The organism is Nocardia sp. CA-136227, assembly GCF_050955695.1.
GTDB lineage: Bacteria > Actinomycetota > Actinomycetes > Mycobacteriales > Mycobacteriaceae > Nocardia.
On record NZ_CP192081.1, the window covers coordinates 5,153,427 to 5,168,369 of the forward strand.

Here is a 14,943-nt window from a genome sequence, read left to right on the forward strand (position 1 = left end):
GATCCGGAGATCGGTCACCCAATCACTTCCCCCGCGCTTCGTGGATTCGCCGACGGCTGCGCGTGGTCCGGGCGCGGTAGGGCGGTCGCACAGATCGGGCCGAACAGGGCGCGTGCGGTGCGGGCGAATTCTCTTCGGGTACAGCCCAATCGACGTAACGCCCGGCCGTGATCGACCAGCACCACCGCGATCGCAACGTGCAGGATTCCCCGCCAGACAGCGCGGACGAGGGGGCGCAACCCGGGCGGTGTGGCAGCGAAGGCGAGGCGCAGACGCTGCGCGTGGAACGGAATGTGGCGTTGCTCGTCGGCCAGGATGAGGGCGGCGGTGCGGGTGGCGAGCGGATCGCGGGCGCCGTCGCGGAGCGCCGAGTAATAAGGGATGGCGATGACCTCGGCGATCGACAGCACCATGAGTTCCAGCCGCAAGCCCAGGCCCCGGCGCAATGCGACGAAGACCGCGTCGGTCCAATGACGCGAGATCGGCCGCTCCCCCGCGGCCTGCAGGAGGTTCAGCAGCAGCCGCGCGTGGTTTGCCTCCTCGGCGACGAACAGCCGAACCGCCGCAGCGTAAACCGGATCCCCGGCGGCATCGGCCTTGGCGATGAGATGCGCCCCGTCACCCGACTCCCCCACCTGAAAACGCTGGATACTGCGCACGAGGGCGGGATGCAGGGTCGCGCCGGCGCTCCAGTCCGGGTCGCCGGTCCGAGCCCGGGCGTGAGCCTTGGCCTCGAATTCCGTAGTCCACCGGGTGAATTCATCCGAGTCGCGCATGCGAACCCTCCGTTCTCCAAATGCTCGGGCCGTTCGCACACCGACACTAGGAACCGGATGTGCGGTCCCGGCGGACACCGTGTGGAGATTCTGTGGCCGTATCGCGGATAATCGCGTCGATGGTGGAATGAGTTGGTTTCCAATCCATTTCGGCGATTGCCTTGGATGGGTCGACGACCAGGGCCGCCGGTTCCGGGGCCGGGGGCCGGTGGTCGAGCGCGACCCGACGACCGGTCACCCGTTCCACCGAGGCGACCACCTCGAGGATGCTGGTGCCGCGACCGCTGCCGATGATGTAGCGGGCGACCGCGCCGGGGGCCGACAGGTGGTCGACGGCTGCCGTGACAGCGCGGGCGGCATCGTCGACGTGCAGGTAGTCGCGGACGGCGGTGCCGTCACCATTCACCGCCAGGGGTGAATTCCCCGATGCCGCAGCCAGTGCGCGCGGGATCAGGCGGGTCGGATCGGGGTCGGCGCCGCCGGCGATATTGGACAGGCGGAGGATCACCGCCGCCAGATCACCGGCCTGGGCAGCGCCTTCGATGGCCAGTTCGGCGGCCAGCTTGCTGCGGGCATACGGGTGCGGTGGGGCGTCCGGGAGGTCTTCGGCCATCGGCTGACGGTCAGGAGTCCCGTAGATCGCGGCGGTCGACGCGAAGACGAGCCGCGGGACGCCGGCGGCGGACATGGCCTCGAGCAGCGTGAGGGTCGCGGTGGTGTTGCCGCGGAAGTAGCGCAGCGGCTCGGACAGGGACTCGCGGGCGCGGGTCAGGCCGGCGAGATGGCAGACCGCGTCGACGTCGCGCAGGGCGCGGGCGAGGGCGGGTTCGTCGAGCAGATCGGCGGTGCGGACCTCGGCGGCGCCGGGGATCGGCGGGGCGGCGGCGCGGATCATGGCGACGGGTTCGTGGCCCGCGGCGGACAGGGCCGCGACGACGGCGCGGCCGAGATATCCATTCGCTCCGGTAACCAGTACACGCACTCGGTCATCATGGCGCATGATCGGTGGGCCGTTGTTCCGGAAGCAGTATGGAGGCCGTATGCGAATCCCGAAGACCTCGATGGCGAGAGGCGGGTGGGGCCTCGCCGTGGGCGTGATGATCGCGGGGCTCATCGGGGGATGCGGATCGGAGACGGACGGGCACGCGATGCCCGAGACGACACAGACGGGGACGACGAGCGTGCGACAGAATTCCACGACCACGAATTCCGCGAAGGACACCACGAAAGCCTCGGGCGGATTACCCGCGGCGGCGAATGGGACCGATCTGGGAGCCTGTTCGAAAGGTAATTGCGAAATTCGGATCGACGGGCCCACGACCATTCCGGTCCCCGGATATTCGCGGATCGGCGGCAGTGTGCGGATCGGGGAGATCAGCGCGCTGTCGACCACGGCGTCCACCACGGTCTTCGGGCTGCCGGTGAGTGGATCCACCGGGGTCGGCGGGACCATTTTCCTGAATGGCCTGACCGTGAAGATAGTTGCTGTCCAGGGCAGCTCGGCCGTGTTGCGGTTGAGTACGTCGTAGACTCGATTCACAGGACCGCGTTTCGAACCGCGGGCACGGGAGCCACGTAGACCCGCACAGAGCAGCCAACCGTGCGGAGGTCACGAATGCCGGTGAAGAGAATGACCGCCGACCTGGCCGACTATCCGGACCTGGTCGTCATCCTGCTCGGCATGCGCGTGCGCAGGCCGCGCGGGATGCTGCGGCTGCTGGGCCTGGGGCCGCGGTTGTACAAATCGCATCACGATCGGCCCGACGGGCTGCTGTCCCACGAGGACGTGGTGTGGTCGCTGTTCCCGCCGCACTGGGGCGCGCGACAGTACTGGCGGGACCTGGAGAGCCTGGAACGGTGGACGCGGTCGGAACCGCATCGGGACTGGTGGCAGCGGTTCCTGCGGGACTCCGGCGGGACCGGCTTCTGGCACGAGGCCTATTTCGCCGGGGGCGGAATAGATTCCGTGTACGACGACATGTCCGCGAACACCGGACTGGCGCGATTCGCGCCGATCGTCCCGGCCCGCGGGCGGCTGTTCTCCACGCGCGGGCGCACACGCGGCGCCGCATCCGAAATCGCGCCCGTGGTAACGGAATCCGCGTTGTACGGCACGACCGACGAATAATCGTCGAGCTATTGATTCGGCGTGTGTGAAAAGGCATGATCGTCCGCGATGCCGTTGGCCCGCCGGACACTCCGGTAAACGCCCGCCGACAACAGGTGAGCGACATCCGGCCACCGCATGAACAATGCGGTTGAAACGTGTGATTCGGTCACGGAACTGTTTCGAATCGACAACGGCGGGCATAGGTTGTCCGCATGCACGTCCTGTTCGTCTGCAGCGGAAATGTTTGCCGATCCGTCATCGCCGAACGCCTCACCTTGGCGGTGGCCGCCGACCACGGACTACAAGAGCTCACCGCCGAGAGCGCCGGCGTGCGCGCCCTGGTGGGCTTCCCCGTGGAACCCCTGGCCGCACAGACGATTACCGGCCTCGGCGGTGACGCCTCCAACTTCAAGGCCCGGCGGCTCAAGGCCGAGATGGTGCACCGCGCCGACCTGGTGCTCACCATGACCGAGAAGATCCGCGACCAGGTCCGCGAACTCGTGCCCGCCGCGCTCCCCCGGACCTTCACCCTGCTCGAGGCGTACCGGATCGCGAAGGTCAGCGGTGCGCGCACCGTGGTCGGCCTGCACGCCGCGCGCGACGACCTGGCCTACGTCGGCCGCGAGAACATCTCCGACCCGGTCGGCCTGTCCCCGCAACAGTATTGCGATGTCGGCGACAAGATCGCCGAGGCGCTGGTGCCGCTGCTGCTGGCGATGCACGCGCATCAGCATCCGCAGGCCACGCTGCGTCCGCGCAGCGCCCCCGACGGGCAGCCGCCGCTGCTGGTGATAGACGGCGGACGCGGCGAATCTCCCCGAACGGCAGCGCAATCACCGCGACCGGCCGCGCAATCGCCCCATCCGGCACCGCGCCCGGCCCGCCGCGCGGCGGAATCCGCCGGATAGCAGGCGAACCCGGCAAACCGGCCGGTCGGAGTCCGCGTGTCAATACACCTTGCTGCCGCGATGGTCCGGTAAGGGATTACACTCTCGCGCGGAACACTTATCCGTTCCGCCGAACGCCACTGCCGGTGGTTCGACACAAGAACAGGACCAAGGACATGCCGAAGCGCATTTCGGATGTTTCGCTCCATGTTTACGTGACACCCCACACCCTGCGCCGCGTCACCGAGACGGTGTGCCGGGTGGTCGACGAATACGTCGCCGATCGAGACATCTTCGCGTGGCGCTTCACCCTCCCGGTGGAGTGCGACGATCCCGCCCACACGGTGCTCGAAACCCAATGGCGGCTGGATCATCCCGCCGCCGAGCCGGGCGAGCGCCGCACCTACGAGATCGCGCTCAGCCTCGTCGGGGAAGCCCGCCAGCTCACCAAAGCGGGTATCGCCAAACTGGAGCAGCGGCTACTGCTCGAGCTCTCCGCGGGCGAGCCGATCCCCTACATCGTGCACGCCCTGCAGCGCGAGAACTTCGACCTCGAAGAGAACCGGGAACTGATCTAGCCCCGGACGTGACAACGGGCCGCACCCCGAGGGGTACGGCCCGCCTTCGCGTGTCTCAGCGGCGTGCCGGGAAGTGGCGGATCACGCCTTCCTGGACCGTCGTCGCCAGCAGGTCGCCGTTCGTGGCGTAGAAGTGCCCGCGAGCCAGGCCGCGCGAGCCCGCCGCCACCGGCGACTCGGTCGCGTACAGCGACCAGTCGTCGAAGCGGAAGGGCCGGTGGAACCAGATGGAGTGGTTCACCGTCGCCGCGATGATGCGGTCCCAGCCCCACGACAGCCCGTGCGTGGTGATGATCGAGTCCAGCACCGTGGTGTCGGACGAATACGCCAGCGCCGCAACGTGAATCAGCGGATCGTCGGGCAGCGCGCCGTCGGTGCGCATCCAGACCCGGTTGTGGGCGAGGCTCTCGCCCTTGCCCTTGAGGATCCAGGCCGGGTCGTTGGTGTACCGCATCTCGATGGGATGCGGTGCGTCCACGAACATCTGGAGCTTGTCCTCCATGCCCGCGAACGACTCCTCCACGCGCGGAAGACCTTCCGGCCCCGGCACGTCGGGCAGGGGCGTGCCGTGCTCGAGCCCCTTACCCCAGTCCTGGAAGGCCGCGAGCATGACGAACAGCTCCTGCCCGTCCTGGTACGCGGTCACCGTGCGGTTGGCGATGGAGCGGCCGTCGCGATGCCGATCGACGTGGTATTCGATCGGCTGCTTCGGGTCGCCGCCGCGCACGAAGTGCGCGTTCACCGCGTGGATGGGCCGTTCCGGTCCCACGGTCCGGCCCGCGGCGATGATCGCCTGTGCGACCAGCTGGCCGCCGAACGTGCGGCTCCACACCTTCTCGGGGTGATGTCCGAGGAAGATATCGGGGCCGTTCTCCTCGAGATCGAGCAGACGCAGCAGCACCCGCAGATCATCCGATAGCCCGGCCCCCTCGGGGTCCGCGACGACGTCCGCAGACGTCTCGTCCAGCGACGCACTCAAATTAGTGGTCCTCCTCGCCGATGCGATGCACGTGGATCAGGTTGGTGGACCCGACAGTACCCGGCGGGGAGCCCGCCACGATGACCACGAGATCACCCTTGCTGTACCGCCCGATCGACAGCAGCGCGTTGTCGACCTGGTGGATCATCTCGTCGGTCGTGCCCACCGGAGGAACGATGAACGTTTCCACGCCCCACGTCAAGGCCAGCTGACTGCGAATCGCGGACTGCGGGGTGAAGGCCAGCAGCGGCAGCGGGGTGTGCAGGCGAGCCAGGCGGCGCACCGTGTCGCCGGACTGCGTGAACGCCACCAGCGCTTTGGCATTGAGGCGCTCGCCGATGTCGCGGGCGGCGTAGGAGATGACACCGCGCTTGGTCCGCGGCACGTGGGTCAGCGGCGGCACCCGGGTCGAGGACTCGGACTCCACCGCGTGCACGATGCGGGCCATGGTGCGCACGGCCTCGATCGGGTAGTCGCCGACCGAGGTCTCGCCGGAGAGCATGACCGCGTCCGCGCCGTCGAGCACGGCGTTGGCCACGTCGGAGGCCTCGGCGCGGGTCGGGCGCGAGTTGGTGATCATGGATTCCAGCATCTGGGTGGCCACGATGACCGGCTTGGCGTTCTCGCGCGCCATCTGCACGGCACGCTTCTGCACCAGCGGCACCTGCTCGAGCGGCAGCTCGACGCCGAGGTCGCCGCGGGCGACCATGATGGCGTCGAAGGCCAGCACGATGGCCTCCAGATTGTCGATGGCTTCGGGCTTTTCGAGCTTGCCGATGACCGGCACGCGGCGGCCCACGCGGTCCATGATGTCGTGCACCAGCTCCACATCGGAGGGCGAGCGCACGAAGGACAGCGCGATGAAGTCCACGCCCAGCTTCAGGGCGAATTCCAGGTCGTCGATGTCCTTTTCGGACAGCGCGGGCACGGACACGTCCATGCCGGGCAGCGAGACGCCCTTGTTGTTGGAGACGGGGCCGCCTTCGGTGACCTTGCAGATGACATCGTTGTCATCGACGCTCAGCACGGTCAGCCCGACCTTGCCGTCGTCCACGAGCAGTCGGTCACCGGGCTTGGCGTCCTTGGCCAGGTGCTTGTAGGTGGTGGAGACCCGGTCGTGAGTGCCGATGATGTCGTCGACGGTGATCCGGACTTCCTCGCCGGTGTTCCACACCGTTTTGCCGTCGCCCTCGAACCGGCCCAGCCGAATCTTGGGGCCCTGCAGGTCGGCGAGGATGCCGACCGCGCGACCGGCGGTATCGCTGGCCGCACGCACCTTCTTGTAGTTCTCGGCATGATCGGAGTGCTCGCCGTGGCTGAAGTTCAGGCGCGCAACGTCCATGCCACTTTCGACGAGCTCACGAATCCGGTCCTCGGATGACACTGCGGGTCCGAGGGTGCACACAATCTTCGTTCGTCGCATCACGCGTTCAACCCTAGACCTGTGGTAAGGCTCATGCCGACCCCGGCACACACATATACGGTTCTTGTAAGCACCCGTTCAGCTATCGGCAGGTCACCGAGCGACGTGCCTGGCCAGACGGGTCTCCAAGAAGGTTTGGAAGAATCCCAGGATGAGGCAGACAACCCAGTAATAGATGGCGGCCACGCCGTAGAGGGCGAAAAAATCGAAGGTGGGCGCGGCGGCCATCTGCGCGGTGCGCAGCAACTCGGTGACCAGGATGGTCGACGCCAGCGAGGTGTCCTTCACCAGTGAGATCAGCGTGTTGGACAGCGGGGGCACCGCGATGCGGGAGGCCTGGGGCAGGACCACCAGCCGCAGCGCCTGGGCGTAGCTCATGCCGACCGAGTACGACGCCTCCCACTGTCCCTGGGCGACCGAAAGGATCGCGGCGCGAATGATTTCCGCCGCGTACCCGCCGACATTGAGGCTGAACGCGATGATCGCCGCCGGGAACGGCTCCAGCACGATGTCGAACGCCGGCAGGCCGAAGAAGATGATGAACAGCTGCACCAGCAGCGGCGTGCCGCGAATGATCGAGATGTAGACGCGTGCGGCCGCCGACAGCGGCCACACGCTCGACATCCGCGCCAGCGCCACGAACAGCGCGATCACCAGTCCGATCAGGAAACTGACGGCGGTCAGCGGCAGCGTCTTGTTCACCGTGGCCTCGAGCATGGGCCACAGGTTGTGCCGGATCAGCGCCCAGGTGGCGTCGTCCATGTCGAAATGCCCCGCGCCGCTTACTTGCTGACGTCGGTGCCGAAGTACTTCTCGGAGATCTTGGCCAGGGTGCCGTCGGCGCGCAGCTCGTCGAGGGCCTTGTTCACCTGATCGGTGAGGGCCTGGGAGTCCTTGCGGGCGGCGAAGGCCTGCTTGGAGGTCTCACCGGTCTTCCCGGCGACCTGCACGATGCCCGCGCCCTGCTGCTTGGCATAGGCGTTCACCGCGAGGGTGTCGTTGACGGTGGCGTCGGCGCGACCGGTCTTGAGCAGCTGCACCGCCTCGACGAAGCCGGGGATGGCCTCGACCTTGCAGCCCGCGCCGCGCGCGACCTCGGCCCAGTTGCTGGTCTCGGACTGGGCACAGGTCTTGCCGGACAGGTCGGTGAGGGCGTGGATGCCGCCGTTGCCGGTCTTGGTGACGATGACGCCCTCGGAGACCGTGTAGGGCTGCGACAGCGAATACTTCTGCTCGCGTTCGGGTTTGACGGTCACCTGGTTGGCGACGAGGTCCACGCGCTTGGATTCCAGGGCGGCGAACAGCGAGTCCCAGGGCGCGGTGGTGAACTCGACCTTCTTGCCGAGCTTGTCGCCGACGGCCTTGATCACGTCGACGTCGTAGCCGGTGAGGCTGCCGTTGTCCTGGTAGGTGAAGGGAGAGTAGTTGCCCTCGGTGCCCACCTTCAGGGTGTTCGCGTCGTCCTTGCTCGAGCTGCAGGCGACGAGCCCGGCTGCGGCGACGACGGCGAGCAGGGTGGCGGCTAGCTTGTGGCGCACGACGGGGACCTCTCCTCGGGCGTGTGGAGTGAACACGCGATAAACAACCGACAAAGGGTACGCCGCGGACCGACCGGGCGGCACGGCAACCATCACGATGCGCGAAAACCTGGATCCGGCTCCGGCCCGATGATATGCGCGAAACGGCCGCCACCCGGTCGAGTGACGGCCGCCGACATGCGGAGTGTCGCGCTCGGTCGCGCAGCGGTGGCGCTCAGTCGCGCAGCGGACGCCCCTGGAGATCGGGCACCTTGCCGGTGAGGATCAGGATGCCGTCGATCAGCGCCCAGATACCGCAACCGCCACAGGTGACCAGCTGCAGCACACCGATCGTGGTGTAGCCCAGGTAGAAACGGCCGATCCCGAAACCGCCGGCGAGCAGCTGCAGCAGACCCGCGGTCAGCTTGCTCTTGTCCGACAACGGAACTCCGAACGGATCCCGGCCGAACGGGGCCTCCGGGTCCCCGCCGTAGGGACCGTACGGGCCGGGCGCGGCGAACTGCTGCGGCTGGCCGTAGGGCTGGCCCGGCTGCGCGAACTGCTGGGGCTGGCCGAACTGGTCGCCCGGCTGGCCGAACTGCTGGCCGGGCGCGGCGAACTGCTGGGGATCCGGATAGGGCTGCTGGCCGTAGGGCTGTCCGTACTGCGGGCCCGTGCCGGGCGCGCCGTACTGCGGGCCGTCCTGCGGCGGCTGTTTCTGGAAGGGATCGGTCACGCAGGAATTATCGCGTGCCATCGCGGATTCGTTGCCGGGCGAAGCGAATCGACCGCTACATGGCGCTGAGTGTGCGCGCGTAGTTCACCTGGTGCATGACCATCGGGAAGGTGGATTCGTTCCGCACCGCGATCATCGCCGAGTGGAACCGGCCCGCGCTGTTCACGGTGACCTGCACGTATCCGGCGACCACCTTCTGCTTGATGAGCAGGAACAGCAACCCGAGGAAACAGAAGGGCAGGAACAGGATCGCCAGCACGATGGCGTACGGCGGGGTCCGCTCCGAGGACTGCGACATATCGGTCGCGGTCCAGATCGCCCCGCGCAGCGGGAAACTGCCCGACGGGGTGGTGATCAGACCCTCCGAGACCGCGATATCGCCGATCGCGATCAGGAACCCGGGTTGCTGCGGCACGGCCGCGGGCATCGGAGCCGGGAGGCCGTACTGCTGCCCCGCCGGTCCGGTTCCCGGTGGACCGTACTGTGGCCCACCGAAACCAGGTTGCTGCTGATACGGACCGGTCACTCGCCCCTCCTGGCATGCGTACGGGTCCTCCCGCCGACCCGTTCCCCCTACGGCCGCACCGGCGGCCGTCGATGCCCGATTGTCTCCCGAATCACCGCGCCGCGCTACGGGATTCGCGCGATTCCATGATCAGGAATCGCTCTTGCTGTCCGCCTTGTCCGCGGTGTCGGACTTCTTGGCGACCTCGACCTTCTCCGGCTCCGCGGCGGTTTTCGCCTTGTCCGCGGGCTCCGCGTCATCGTCAGGCACCGGCTTGTCGGCGGATTCGGATTCGGCCTCGTCAGCGGATTCGGCCTTGTCGGTGGATTCGCCGGCGCCGGACTTCTCGTCAGCGGACTCGTTCGCCGCGGCACTCGCGCTCGGAATCGCGGATTCGGTCGCGACGGCCGCCCCGTAGGCGCGCAGTGCGCCGAACTGCCACGGCCAGGGGCGTTCCGCGCCCGCCCGCACCTGTGCGGGAGTCTCCCGGCCCTTGGTGGCGAGCAGGAAATAGGCCACGGCGCAGACGAAGACGATCGCCGAGGTGAACGTGTTCACGCGCAGGCCCGCGATGTGGGTGGCCTCGTCGTCGCGCAGCAGTTCCACGAAGAACCGGCCGAAGCAGTAGATGGCCACGTACAGGGCGAACAGACGGCCGTGGCCGATGCGGAACTTGCGGTCCACGTACAGCAGGATCGCGACGCCCAGCAGGTTCCACAGCAGCTCGTAGAGGAAGGTCGGCTGCACGACGTGCACCACCACGCCATTGGAGACGCCGTTCATCGGGTCGGAGCCGCCATTGGCGTCGAAGCGGTCGAAGATCTCCAGACCCCACGGCAGCGTGGTCTCGCGGCCGAAGAGCTCCTGGTTGAAGTAGTTGCCCAGACGTCCGATGGCCTGCGCCAGCAGCACGCCCGGCGCGATGGCGTCACCGAAGGCGGGCAAGGGGATTCGATAGTGGCGGCAGCCGATCCAGGCGCCGAACGCGCCCAGCAGCACCGCGCCCCAGATGCCGAGCCCGCCCTGCCAGATGGCCCACCAGTGGGCGTCGGCCTTGCGATGCGGGCCGAAGTACTTCTCCCAGTCGGTGGCCACATGGTAGAGCCGCCCGCCGATCAGGCCCAGCGGCACCGCGAACATGGCGATGTCGAGCACCGCGCCGGACTCGCCGCCGCGGGCCACCCACCGCTTCTCGCCCAGCCAGATGGCCGCGACGATGCCGATGATGATGCAGATCGCGTAGGCGCGCAGCGGGAACGGCCCGAGGTACCACACGCCGCGAGGCGGACTGGGAATGTAGGCCAGGACATCGGCGCCGGTGCTCTCGGCAAGGGCTCGTATGGTCACGAGTCCCCACCGTAGCAGTGTTCGAGCGACCCCTCCGTACGGCCACGGGCAGGTTCACGGCCAAAAAGAAAGGTGTATACCGAATTCGGTACACACCTCTCGAAAAGGTCCTTCGGTCAGGAAGCGACCGCCGCCGAGCGGACGCCCTGCGCCAGCTCCTCGGTCAGCGTCCGGATCGCGTCCAGACCCTGCGCCGCTGCCGTCACCAGGGCCGAGCCCACGATGACGCCATCGGCGTAGGAGGCGATCTCGGCGGCCTGCGCGCCGCTGCGCACTCCCAGGCCGACGCCGATCGGGATGTCGGAGTGGGCGCGGATGCGGGCGCACAGCGCCGGAGCCATGGACGACACGGCGTCACGCGCGCCGGTGACGCCCATGGTGGAGGCCGCGTACACGAAGCCCTTCGAGGCCTCGAGGGTCTTGACGAGCCGCTCCTCGGTCGAGGACGGCGCGACCAGGAAGATGCGGTCCAGGTTGTGGGTGGAGGACGCCACGAACCAGTCGTCGGCCTCCTCCGGAATCAGGTTGGGGGTGATCAGGCCCAGACCGCCCGCCGCCGCGAGATCGCGGGAGAAGCTGTCCACGCCGTACTTCAGCACCGGATTCCAGTAGGTCATGACGACGGCCTTGCCGCCCGCCTGGGAGATGGCCTCCACGACCTTGAACACGTCGCGCACCCGCACGCCACCGGCCAGGGCCTGTTCGGCGGCGCGCTGGATGGTGGGGCCGTCCATCACCGGATCGGAGTAGGCGACGCCGACTTCGATGATGTCGCAACCGGATTCGACCATCGCCTTGCACGCGTCGATCGAGCCCTGCACGTCGGGGTAGCCCGCGGGCAGGTAGCCGATGAGCGCGGCGCGGTTCTCCTCGCGGCAGGCCGCGAAGGTGTTGGCGAGACGGGACTGCTGGCTCACTTGTCGTCCCCCTCGGGCTTGTCGAACAGCCCGAACCACTGGGCGGCGGTGTCCATGTCCTTGTCACCGCGGCCGGACAGGTTGACCACGATGATCTTCTCCGGGCCCAGCTCCTGACCGAGCTTGATCGCGCCCGCCACCGCGTGCGCGGACTCGACGGCCGGGATGATGCCCTCGGCGCGGCTCAGCAGCAGGAGCGCGTCCATGGCCTCGGTGTCGGTGACCGGGTAGTACTCGGCGCGCCCGATGTCCTTGAGGTAGGCGTGCTCCGGGCCGACGCCCGGGTAGTCCAGACCCGCGGAGATGGAATGCGATTCGATGGTCTGCCCGTCCTCGTCCTGCAACAGGTACGAGTACGCGCCCTGGAAGGCGCCCGGGCTGCCACCGGTGAAAGTGGCGGCGTGACGGCCGGTTTCGACGCCGTCGCCGGCGGCCTCGTAGCCGACCAGGCGCACGGCCGGATCGTCGAGGAAGGCGTGGAAGATGCCGATCGCGTTGGAACCGCCACCGACACAGGCGGTTACCGCGTCGGGCAGACGGCCGGTGTGGGCCTGGATCTGCTGCCGCGTCTCCAGGCCGACGACGCGCTGGAAGTCGCGCACCATGAGCGGGAACGGGTGCGGGCCCGCGGCGGTGCCGAAGCAGTAGTAGGTCTGCTCGGCATTGGTGACCCAGTCGCGCAGCGCCTCGTTGATGGCGTCCTTGAGGGTCTGCGAACCCGTTGTCACGCTGATGACTTCGGCGCCGAGCAGGCGCATGCGGGCCACGTTCAGCTGCTGGCGCACGGTGTCGACCGCGCCCATGTAGATGACGCACTCGATGCCCAGCAACGCGCACGCGGTGGCGGTGGCGACGCCGTGCTGGCCCGCGCCGGTCTCGGCGATGACGCGGGTCTTGTTCATGCGCTTGGCCAGCAGCACCTGACCGAGCACATTGTTGATTTTGTGAGAACCGGTGTGGTTCAGGTCTTCCCGCTTCAGGAAGATGCGCGCGCCGCCCGCGTGCTGCGACAGGTTCTTGCACTCGAACACCGGCGAGGGACGCCCGGTGTAGTCGCGCTGCAGCCGGTCCAGCTCGTCGAGGAAGTTCGGGTCCACCCGGCACTTGTCGTATTCGGCGGTGACCTCTTCGATCACGGCCATCAGCGCCTCGGGTACGTGGCGGCCGCCGTAGACGCCGAAGTGGCCGCCCACGTCGGGTTCGTGACTCTTGTGCGCGACACCGTCGCTGGCCTGGGGCAGGCCGAGAGTGTTCTTGCCGGACAGCTTTTCGGTCTGTGTCATCGCTTCTTTCACCGTCCCCGGCGAACCGGTTTCGGGCAGGACGGGTGGGTTCCGGCGGTCACCAGCTCGGCCACCGCGGCGCGCGGGTCGCCGCTGGTCACCAGGCCCTCGCCGACGAGCACGGCGTCCGCGCCCGCGCCGGCGTAGGCCAGCAGGTCGGCGGTGCCGCGAATGCCGGACTCGGCCACGCGGATCACTTCACTGGGCAGACCGGGGGCGATGCGCGCGAACACATCCCGGTCCACCTCGAGGGTCTTCAGGTTGCGGGCGTTCACGCCGATCACGCTGGCCCCGGCCTCGAGGGCGCGGTCGGCCTCTTCCTCGGTGTGCACCTCGACCAGCGCGGTCATGCCCAGCGATTCGGTGCGGTCGATGAGCGCGGAGAGCACGTCCTGCTCCAGCGCGGCCACGATCAGCAGGATCACGTCGGCGCCGTGCGCGCGGGCCTCGTGGATCTGGTAGGGGCCGACGATGAAGTCCTTGCGCAGGACCGGGATGTCGACCGCGGCGCGGACCGCGTCCAGGTCGGCCAGCGAACCGCCGAAGCGGCGCTGCTCGGTGAGCACGCTGATGATGCGGGCGCCGCCGTCCTCGTAGGCGCGGGCCAGGTCGGCGGGGTTGGGGATGTCGGCGAGCGCGCCCTTGGAGGGGCTGGCCCGCTTCACCTCGGCGATGACGCCGATGCCCTCGGCGTGCAGGGCGGCCTTGGCGTCACGCGGGGACCGCGCCGCCGCCGCGGCCGCTTTCACGGCCTGGAAATCCAGAAGGGCTTCCCGCGCGGCCACGTCCGCACGGACCCCGTCGAGAATCGAGTCGAGTACCGTCATCTGGCTCGAATCCTTTCTGGGGAGACGGACTTGCTGCCTGAGAATCCCCCCAGGCGCTGTCTCACCGCTGCTGATAAAGAGTAAATGGCTATGTTCCCGGTCTTGACGGCGGGGCTGGAAGCGGCGACGCTGCCGCTGTCCGGCCCAGCTCAGTGGTGTTCGCCGCGCGGGGCCCCGGAACCCGGATCGTCCTGCGCGGCAGAGTGATCGGCGTCGTCGGCGGTCGGATCCAGGCCCTCGTCGAGCGCGTCCCACAGCACACGACCCGACAACTGCTCCTTCGACGGCGACTGTGACCCGGATTCCGCGGGTCCCCGGTCGGCGTGATGCTGGGCAACCTGCTCGGCCGCCGCGGACTTACGCACGGCCGGGCTGTCGTACTTGCCCGACATGCGGGCCGTCTCACGGGGCATGCGCACCAGCAGCAGCCCGGCCACGAACGCCGCCACCGCCCCGAACAGCGTCAGCACGGCCGGCAACGACGCGGTGGTGACGGTTCCGGGGTGCTCCCAGCCCCGCAGCTCGGCCAGCCGGGCGGCCCGGTCACCGGTCCTGCCCTGATGGACCAACAGGGCGTAGGCGGGCACCGCGGCCACCGCGGCGAGCACCGCGACCACCACGCCCACGCCACGCCGCCACCAGCCGTGGGTGGCGAACACCGCCGCGATGGTGGCCAGCAGGACCAGGGCCAGCGGCGTCAGCGCGCCGAACCAGGTGCTGCCGTTGAGATGGGCGGTGCGCGGCGGACCGAGCTCGCTGGTCACCTCGAGGGTCACCCAGGTCATCCGCGAGGACGCCCACAGCAGTGCGGCGGCGACGGCCAGCAGGGCCACGGCCAGGTAGGGCCGGGGGCGCTTCCGAGCGCCCTCGGCGACCGCGGCCCGGGCGTCGGCCTCGGCTTCGCGGGCGTCCGCCTCGGCGGCACGCGCATCGGCCACCGCCTGCGCGGCATCCGCGTCCGCCTCGGCTCGATCCGCCGCGCCCGCTCCGCCGGACCTCTGATCAGACTGCGGCACAATGGGTTTCACGCCGGACGAGCCGTCTCCCGTTTGCGCGGC

At 68.6% G+C, this 14,943-nt stretch carries 17 protein-coding genes; 4 read left to right on the forward strand and 13 right to left on the reverse strand.

What is annotated here, in order from left to right:
• Positions 1-14 precede the first annotated feature (14 nt).
• Both ACQP06_RS23805 and ACQP06_RS23810 read right to left on the reverse strand, forming a co-directional pair.
• Positions 15-776 (reverse strand): ferritin-like domain-containing protein, encoded by a 762-nt coding sequence (locus tag ACQP06_RS23805; RefSeq protein WP_433666694.1) that lies wholly within the window; start codon positions 774-776, stop codon positions 15-17.
• Positions 777-822: 46 nt separating this feature from the next.
• Positions 823-1,758: an NAD-dependent epimerase/dehydratase family protein gene (locus tag ACQP06_RS23810; protein WP_433666695.1), complete on the reverse strand. Its 936-nt coding sequence runs from the start codon at positions 1,756-1,758 to the stop codon at positions 823-825.
• Between the two features lie 106 nt (positions 1,759-1,864).
• Here ACQP06_RS23810 and ACQP06_RS23815 point away from each other — a divergent pair, with 106 nt between their 5' ends.
• The 4 genes from ACQP06_RS23815 to ACQP06_RS23830 all read left to right on the forward strand — a co-directional run bounded on the left by ACQP06_RS23815 (position 1,865) and on the right by ACQP06_RS23830 (position 4,351).
• Entirely contained in the window at positions 1,865-2,305 is a 441-nt protein-coding gene (locus ACQP06_RS23815; protein WP_433666696.1) for a hypothetical protein, read from the forward strand.
• A gap of 86 nt (positions 2,306-2,391) precedes the next feature.
• Positions 2,392-2,904, forward strand: a complete 513-nt coding sequence (locus ACQP06_RS23820) for a monooxygenase family protein (protein WP_433666697.1) — start codon at positions 2,392-2,394, stop codon at positions 2,902-2,904.
• A 194-nt stretch (positions 2,905-3,098) separates the two neighbouring features.
• Entirely contained in the window at positions 3,099-3,794 is a 696-nt protein-coding gene (locus ACQP06_RS23825; RefSeq protein WP_433666698.1) for a low molecular weight phosphatase family protein, read from the forward strand.
• A gap of 155 nt (positions 3,795-3,949) precedes the next feature.
• On the forward strand, positions 3,950-4,351 hold the full coding sequence (locus tag ACQP06_RS23830; RefSeq protein WP_357099926.1) for a hypothetical protein: 402 nt from the start codon (positions 3,950-3,952) through the stop codon (positions 4,349-4,351).
• 55 nt (positions 4,352-4,406) lie between these two features.
• Here ACQP06_RS23830 and ACQP06_RS23835 read toward each other — a convergent pair whose 3' ends face one another.
• From ACQP06_RS23835 to ACQP06_RS23885, 11 genes are all read right to left on the reverse strand, one after another.
• On the reverse strand, positions 4,407-5,318 hold the full coding sequence (locus tag ACQP06_RS23835; RefSeq protein WP_433673415.1) for an acyl-CoA thioesterase: 912 nt from the start codon (positions 5,316-5,318) through the stop codon (positions 4,407-4,409).
• 13 nt (positions 5,319-5,331) lie between these two features.
• Entirely contained in the window at positions 5,332-6,756 is a 1,425-nt protein-coding gene (gene pyk / locus ACQP06_RS23840; protein ID WP_433666699.1) for a pyruvate kinase, read from the reverse strand.
• 90 nt (positions 6,757-6,846) lie between these two features.
• Positions 6,847-7,515: an amino acid ABC transporter permease gene (locus tag ACQP06_RS23845; protein WP_433666700.1), complete on the reverse strand. Its 669-nt coding sequence runs from the start codon at positions 7,513-7,515 to the stop codon at positions 6,847-6,849.
• 20 nt (positions 7,516-7,535) lie between these two features.
• Positions 7,536-8,291 (reverse strand): transporter substrate-binding domain-containing protein, encoded by a 756-nt coding sequence (locus ACQP06_RS23850; RefSeq protein ID WP_433666701.1) that lies wholly within the window; start codon positions 8,289-8,291, stop codon positions 7,536-7,538.
• 214 nt (positions 8,292-8,505) lie between these two features.
• Positions 8,506-9,006, reverse strand: a complete 501-nt coding sequence (locus ACQP06_RS23855; RefSeq protein WP_357285843.1) for a TM2 domain-containing protein — start codon at positions 9,004-9,006, stop codon at positions 8,506-8,508.
• 55 nt (positions 9,007-9,061) lie between these two features.
• Positions 9,062-9,532 carry a hypothetical protein gene (locus tag ACQP06_RS23860; RefSeq protein ID WP_433666702.1) on the reverse strand — a complete coding sequence of 157 codons (471 nt, stop codon included), beginning with the start codon at positions 9,530-9,532 and terminating at the stop codon, positions 9,062-9,064.
• Between the two features lie 129 nt (positions 9,533-9,661).
• Positions 9,662-10,858: a prolipoprotein diacylglyceryl transferase gene (gene lgt / locus ACQP06_RS23865; protein WP_433666703.1), complete on the reverse strand. Its 1,197-nt coding sequence runs from the start codon at positions 10,856-10,858 to the stop codon at positions 9,662-9,664.
• A 116-nt stretch (positions 10,859-10,974) separates the two neighbouring features.
• The gene (gene trpA, locus ACQP06_RS23870) at positions 10,975-11,775 is read right to left on the reverse strand and encodes a tryptophan synthase subunit alpha (protein WP_433666704.1); all 801 of its coding nucleotides are present in this window, start codon (positions 11,773-11,775) and stop codon (positions 10,975-10,977) included.
• Entirely contained in the window at positions 11,772-13,058 is a 1,287-nt protein-coding gene (trpB, locus tag ACQP06_RS23875) for a tryptophan synthase subunit beta (protein ID WP_433666705.1), read from the reverse strand. The genes trpA and trpB overlap by 4 nt, the downstream gene beginning before the upstream one ends.
• Before the next feature lie 8 nt (positions 13,059-13,066).
• Positions 13,067-13,885, reverse strand: a complete 819-nt coding sequence (gene trpC, locus ACQP06_RS23880; protein ID WP_213560553.1) for an indole-3-glycerol phosphate synthase TrpC — start codon at positions 13,883-13,885, stop codon at positions 13,067-13,069.
• 149 nt (positions 13,886-14,034) lie between these two features.
• Complete coding sequence (locus tag ACQP06_RS23885; RefSeq protein WP_433666706.1) at positions 14,035-14,913, reverse strand: TIGR02234 family membrane protein; 879 nt, start codon at positions 14,911-14,913, stop codon at positions 14,035-14,037.
• Positions 14,914-14,943 lie beyond the last annotated feature (30 nt).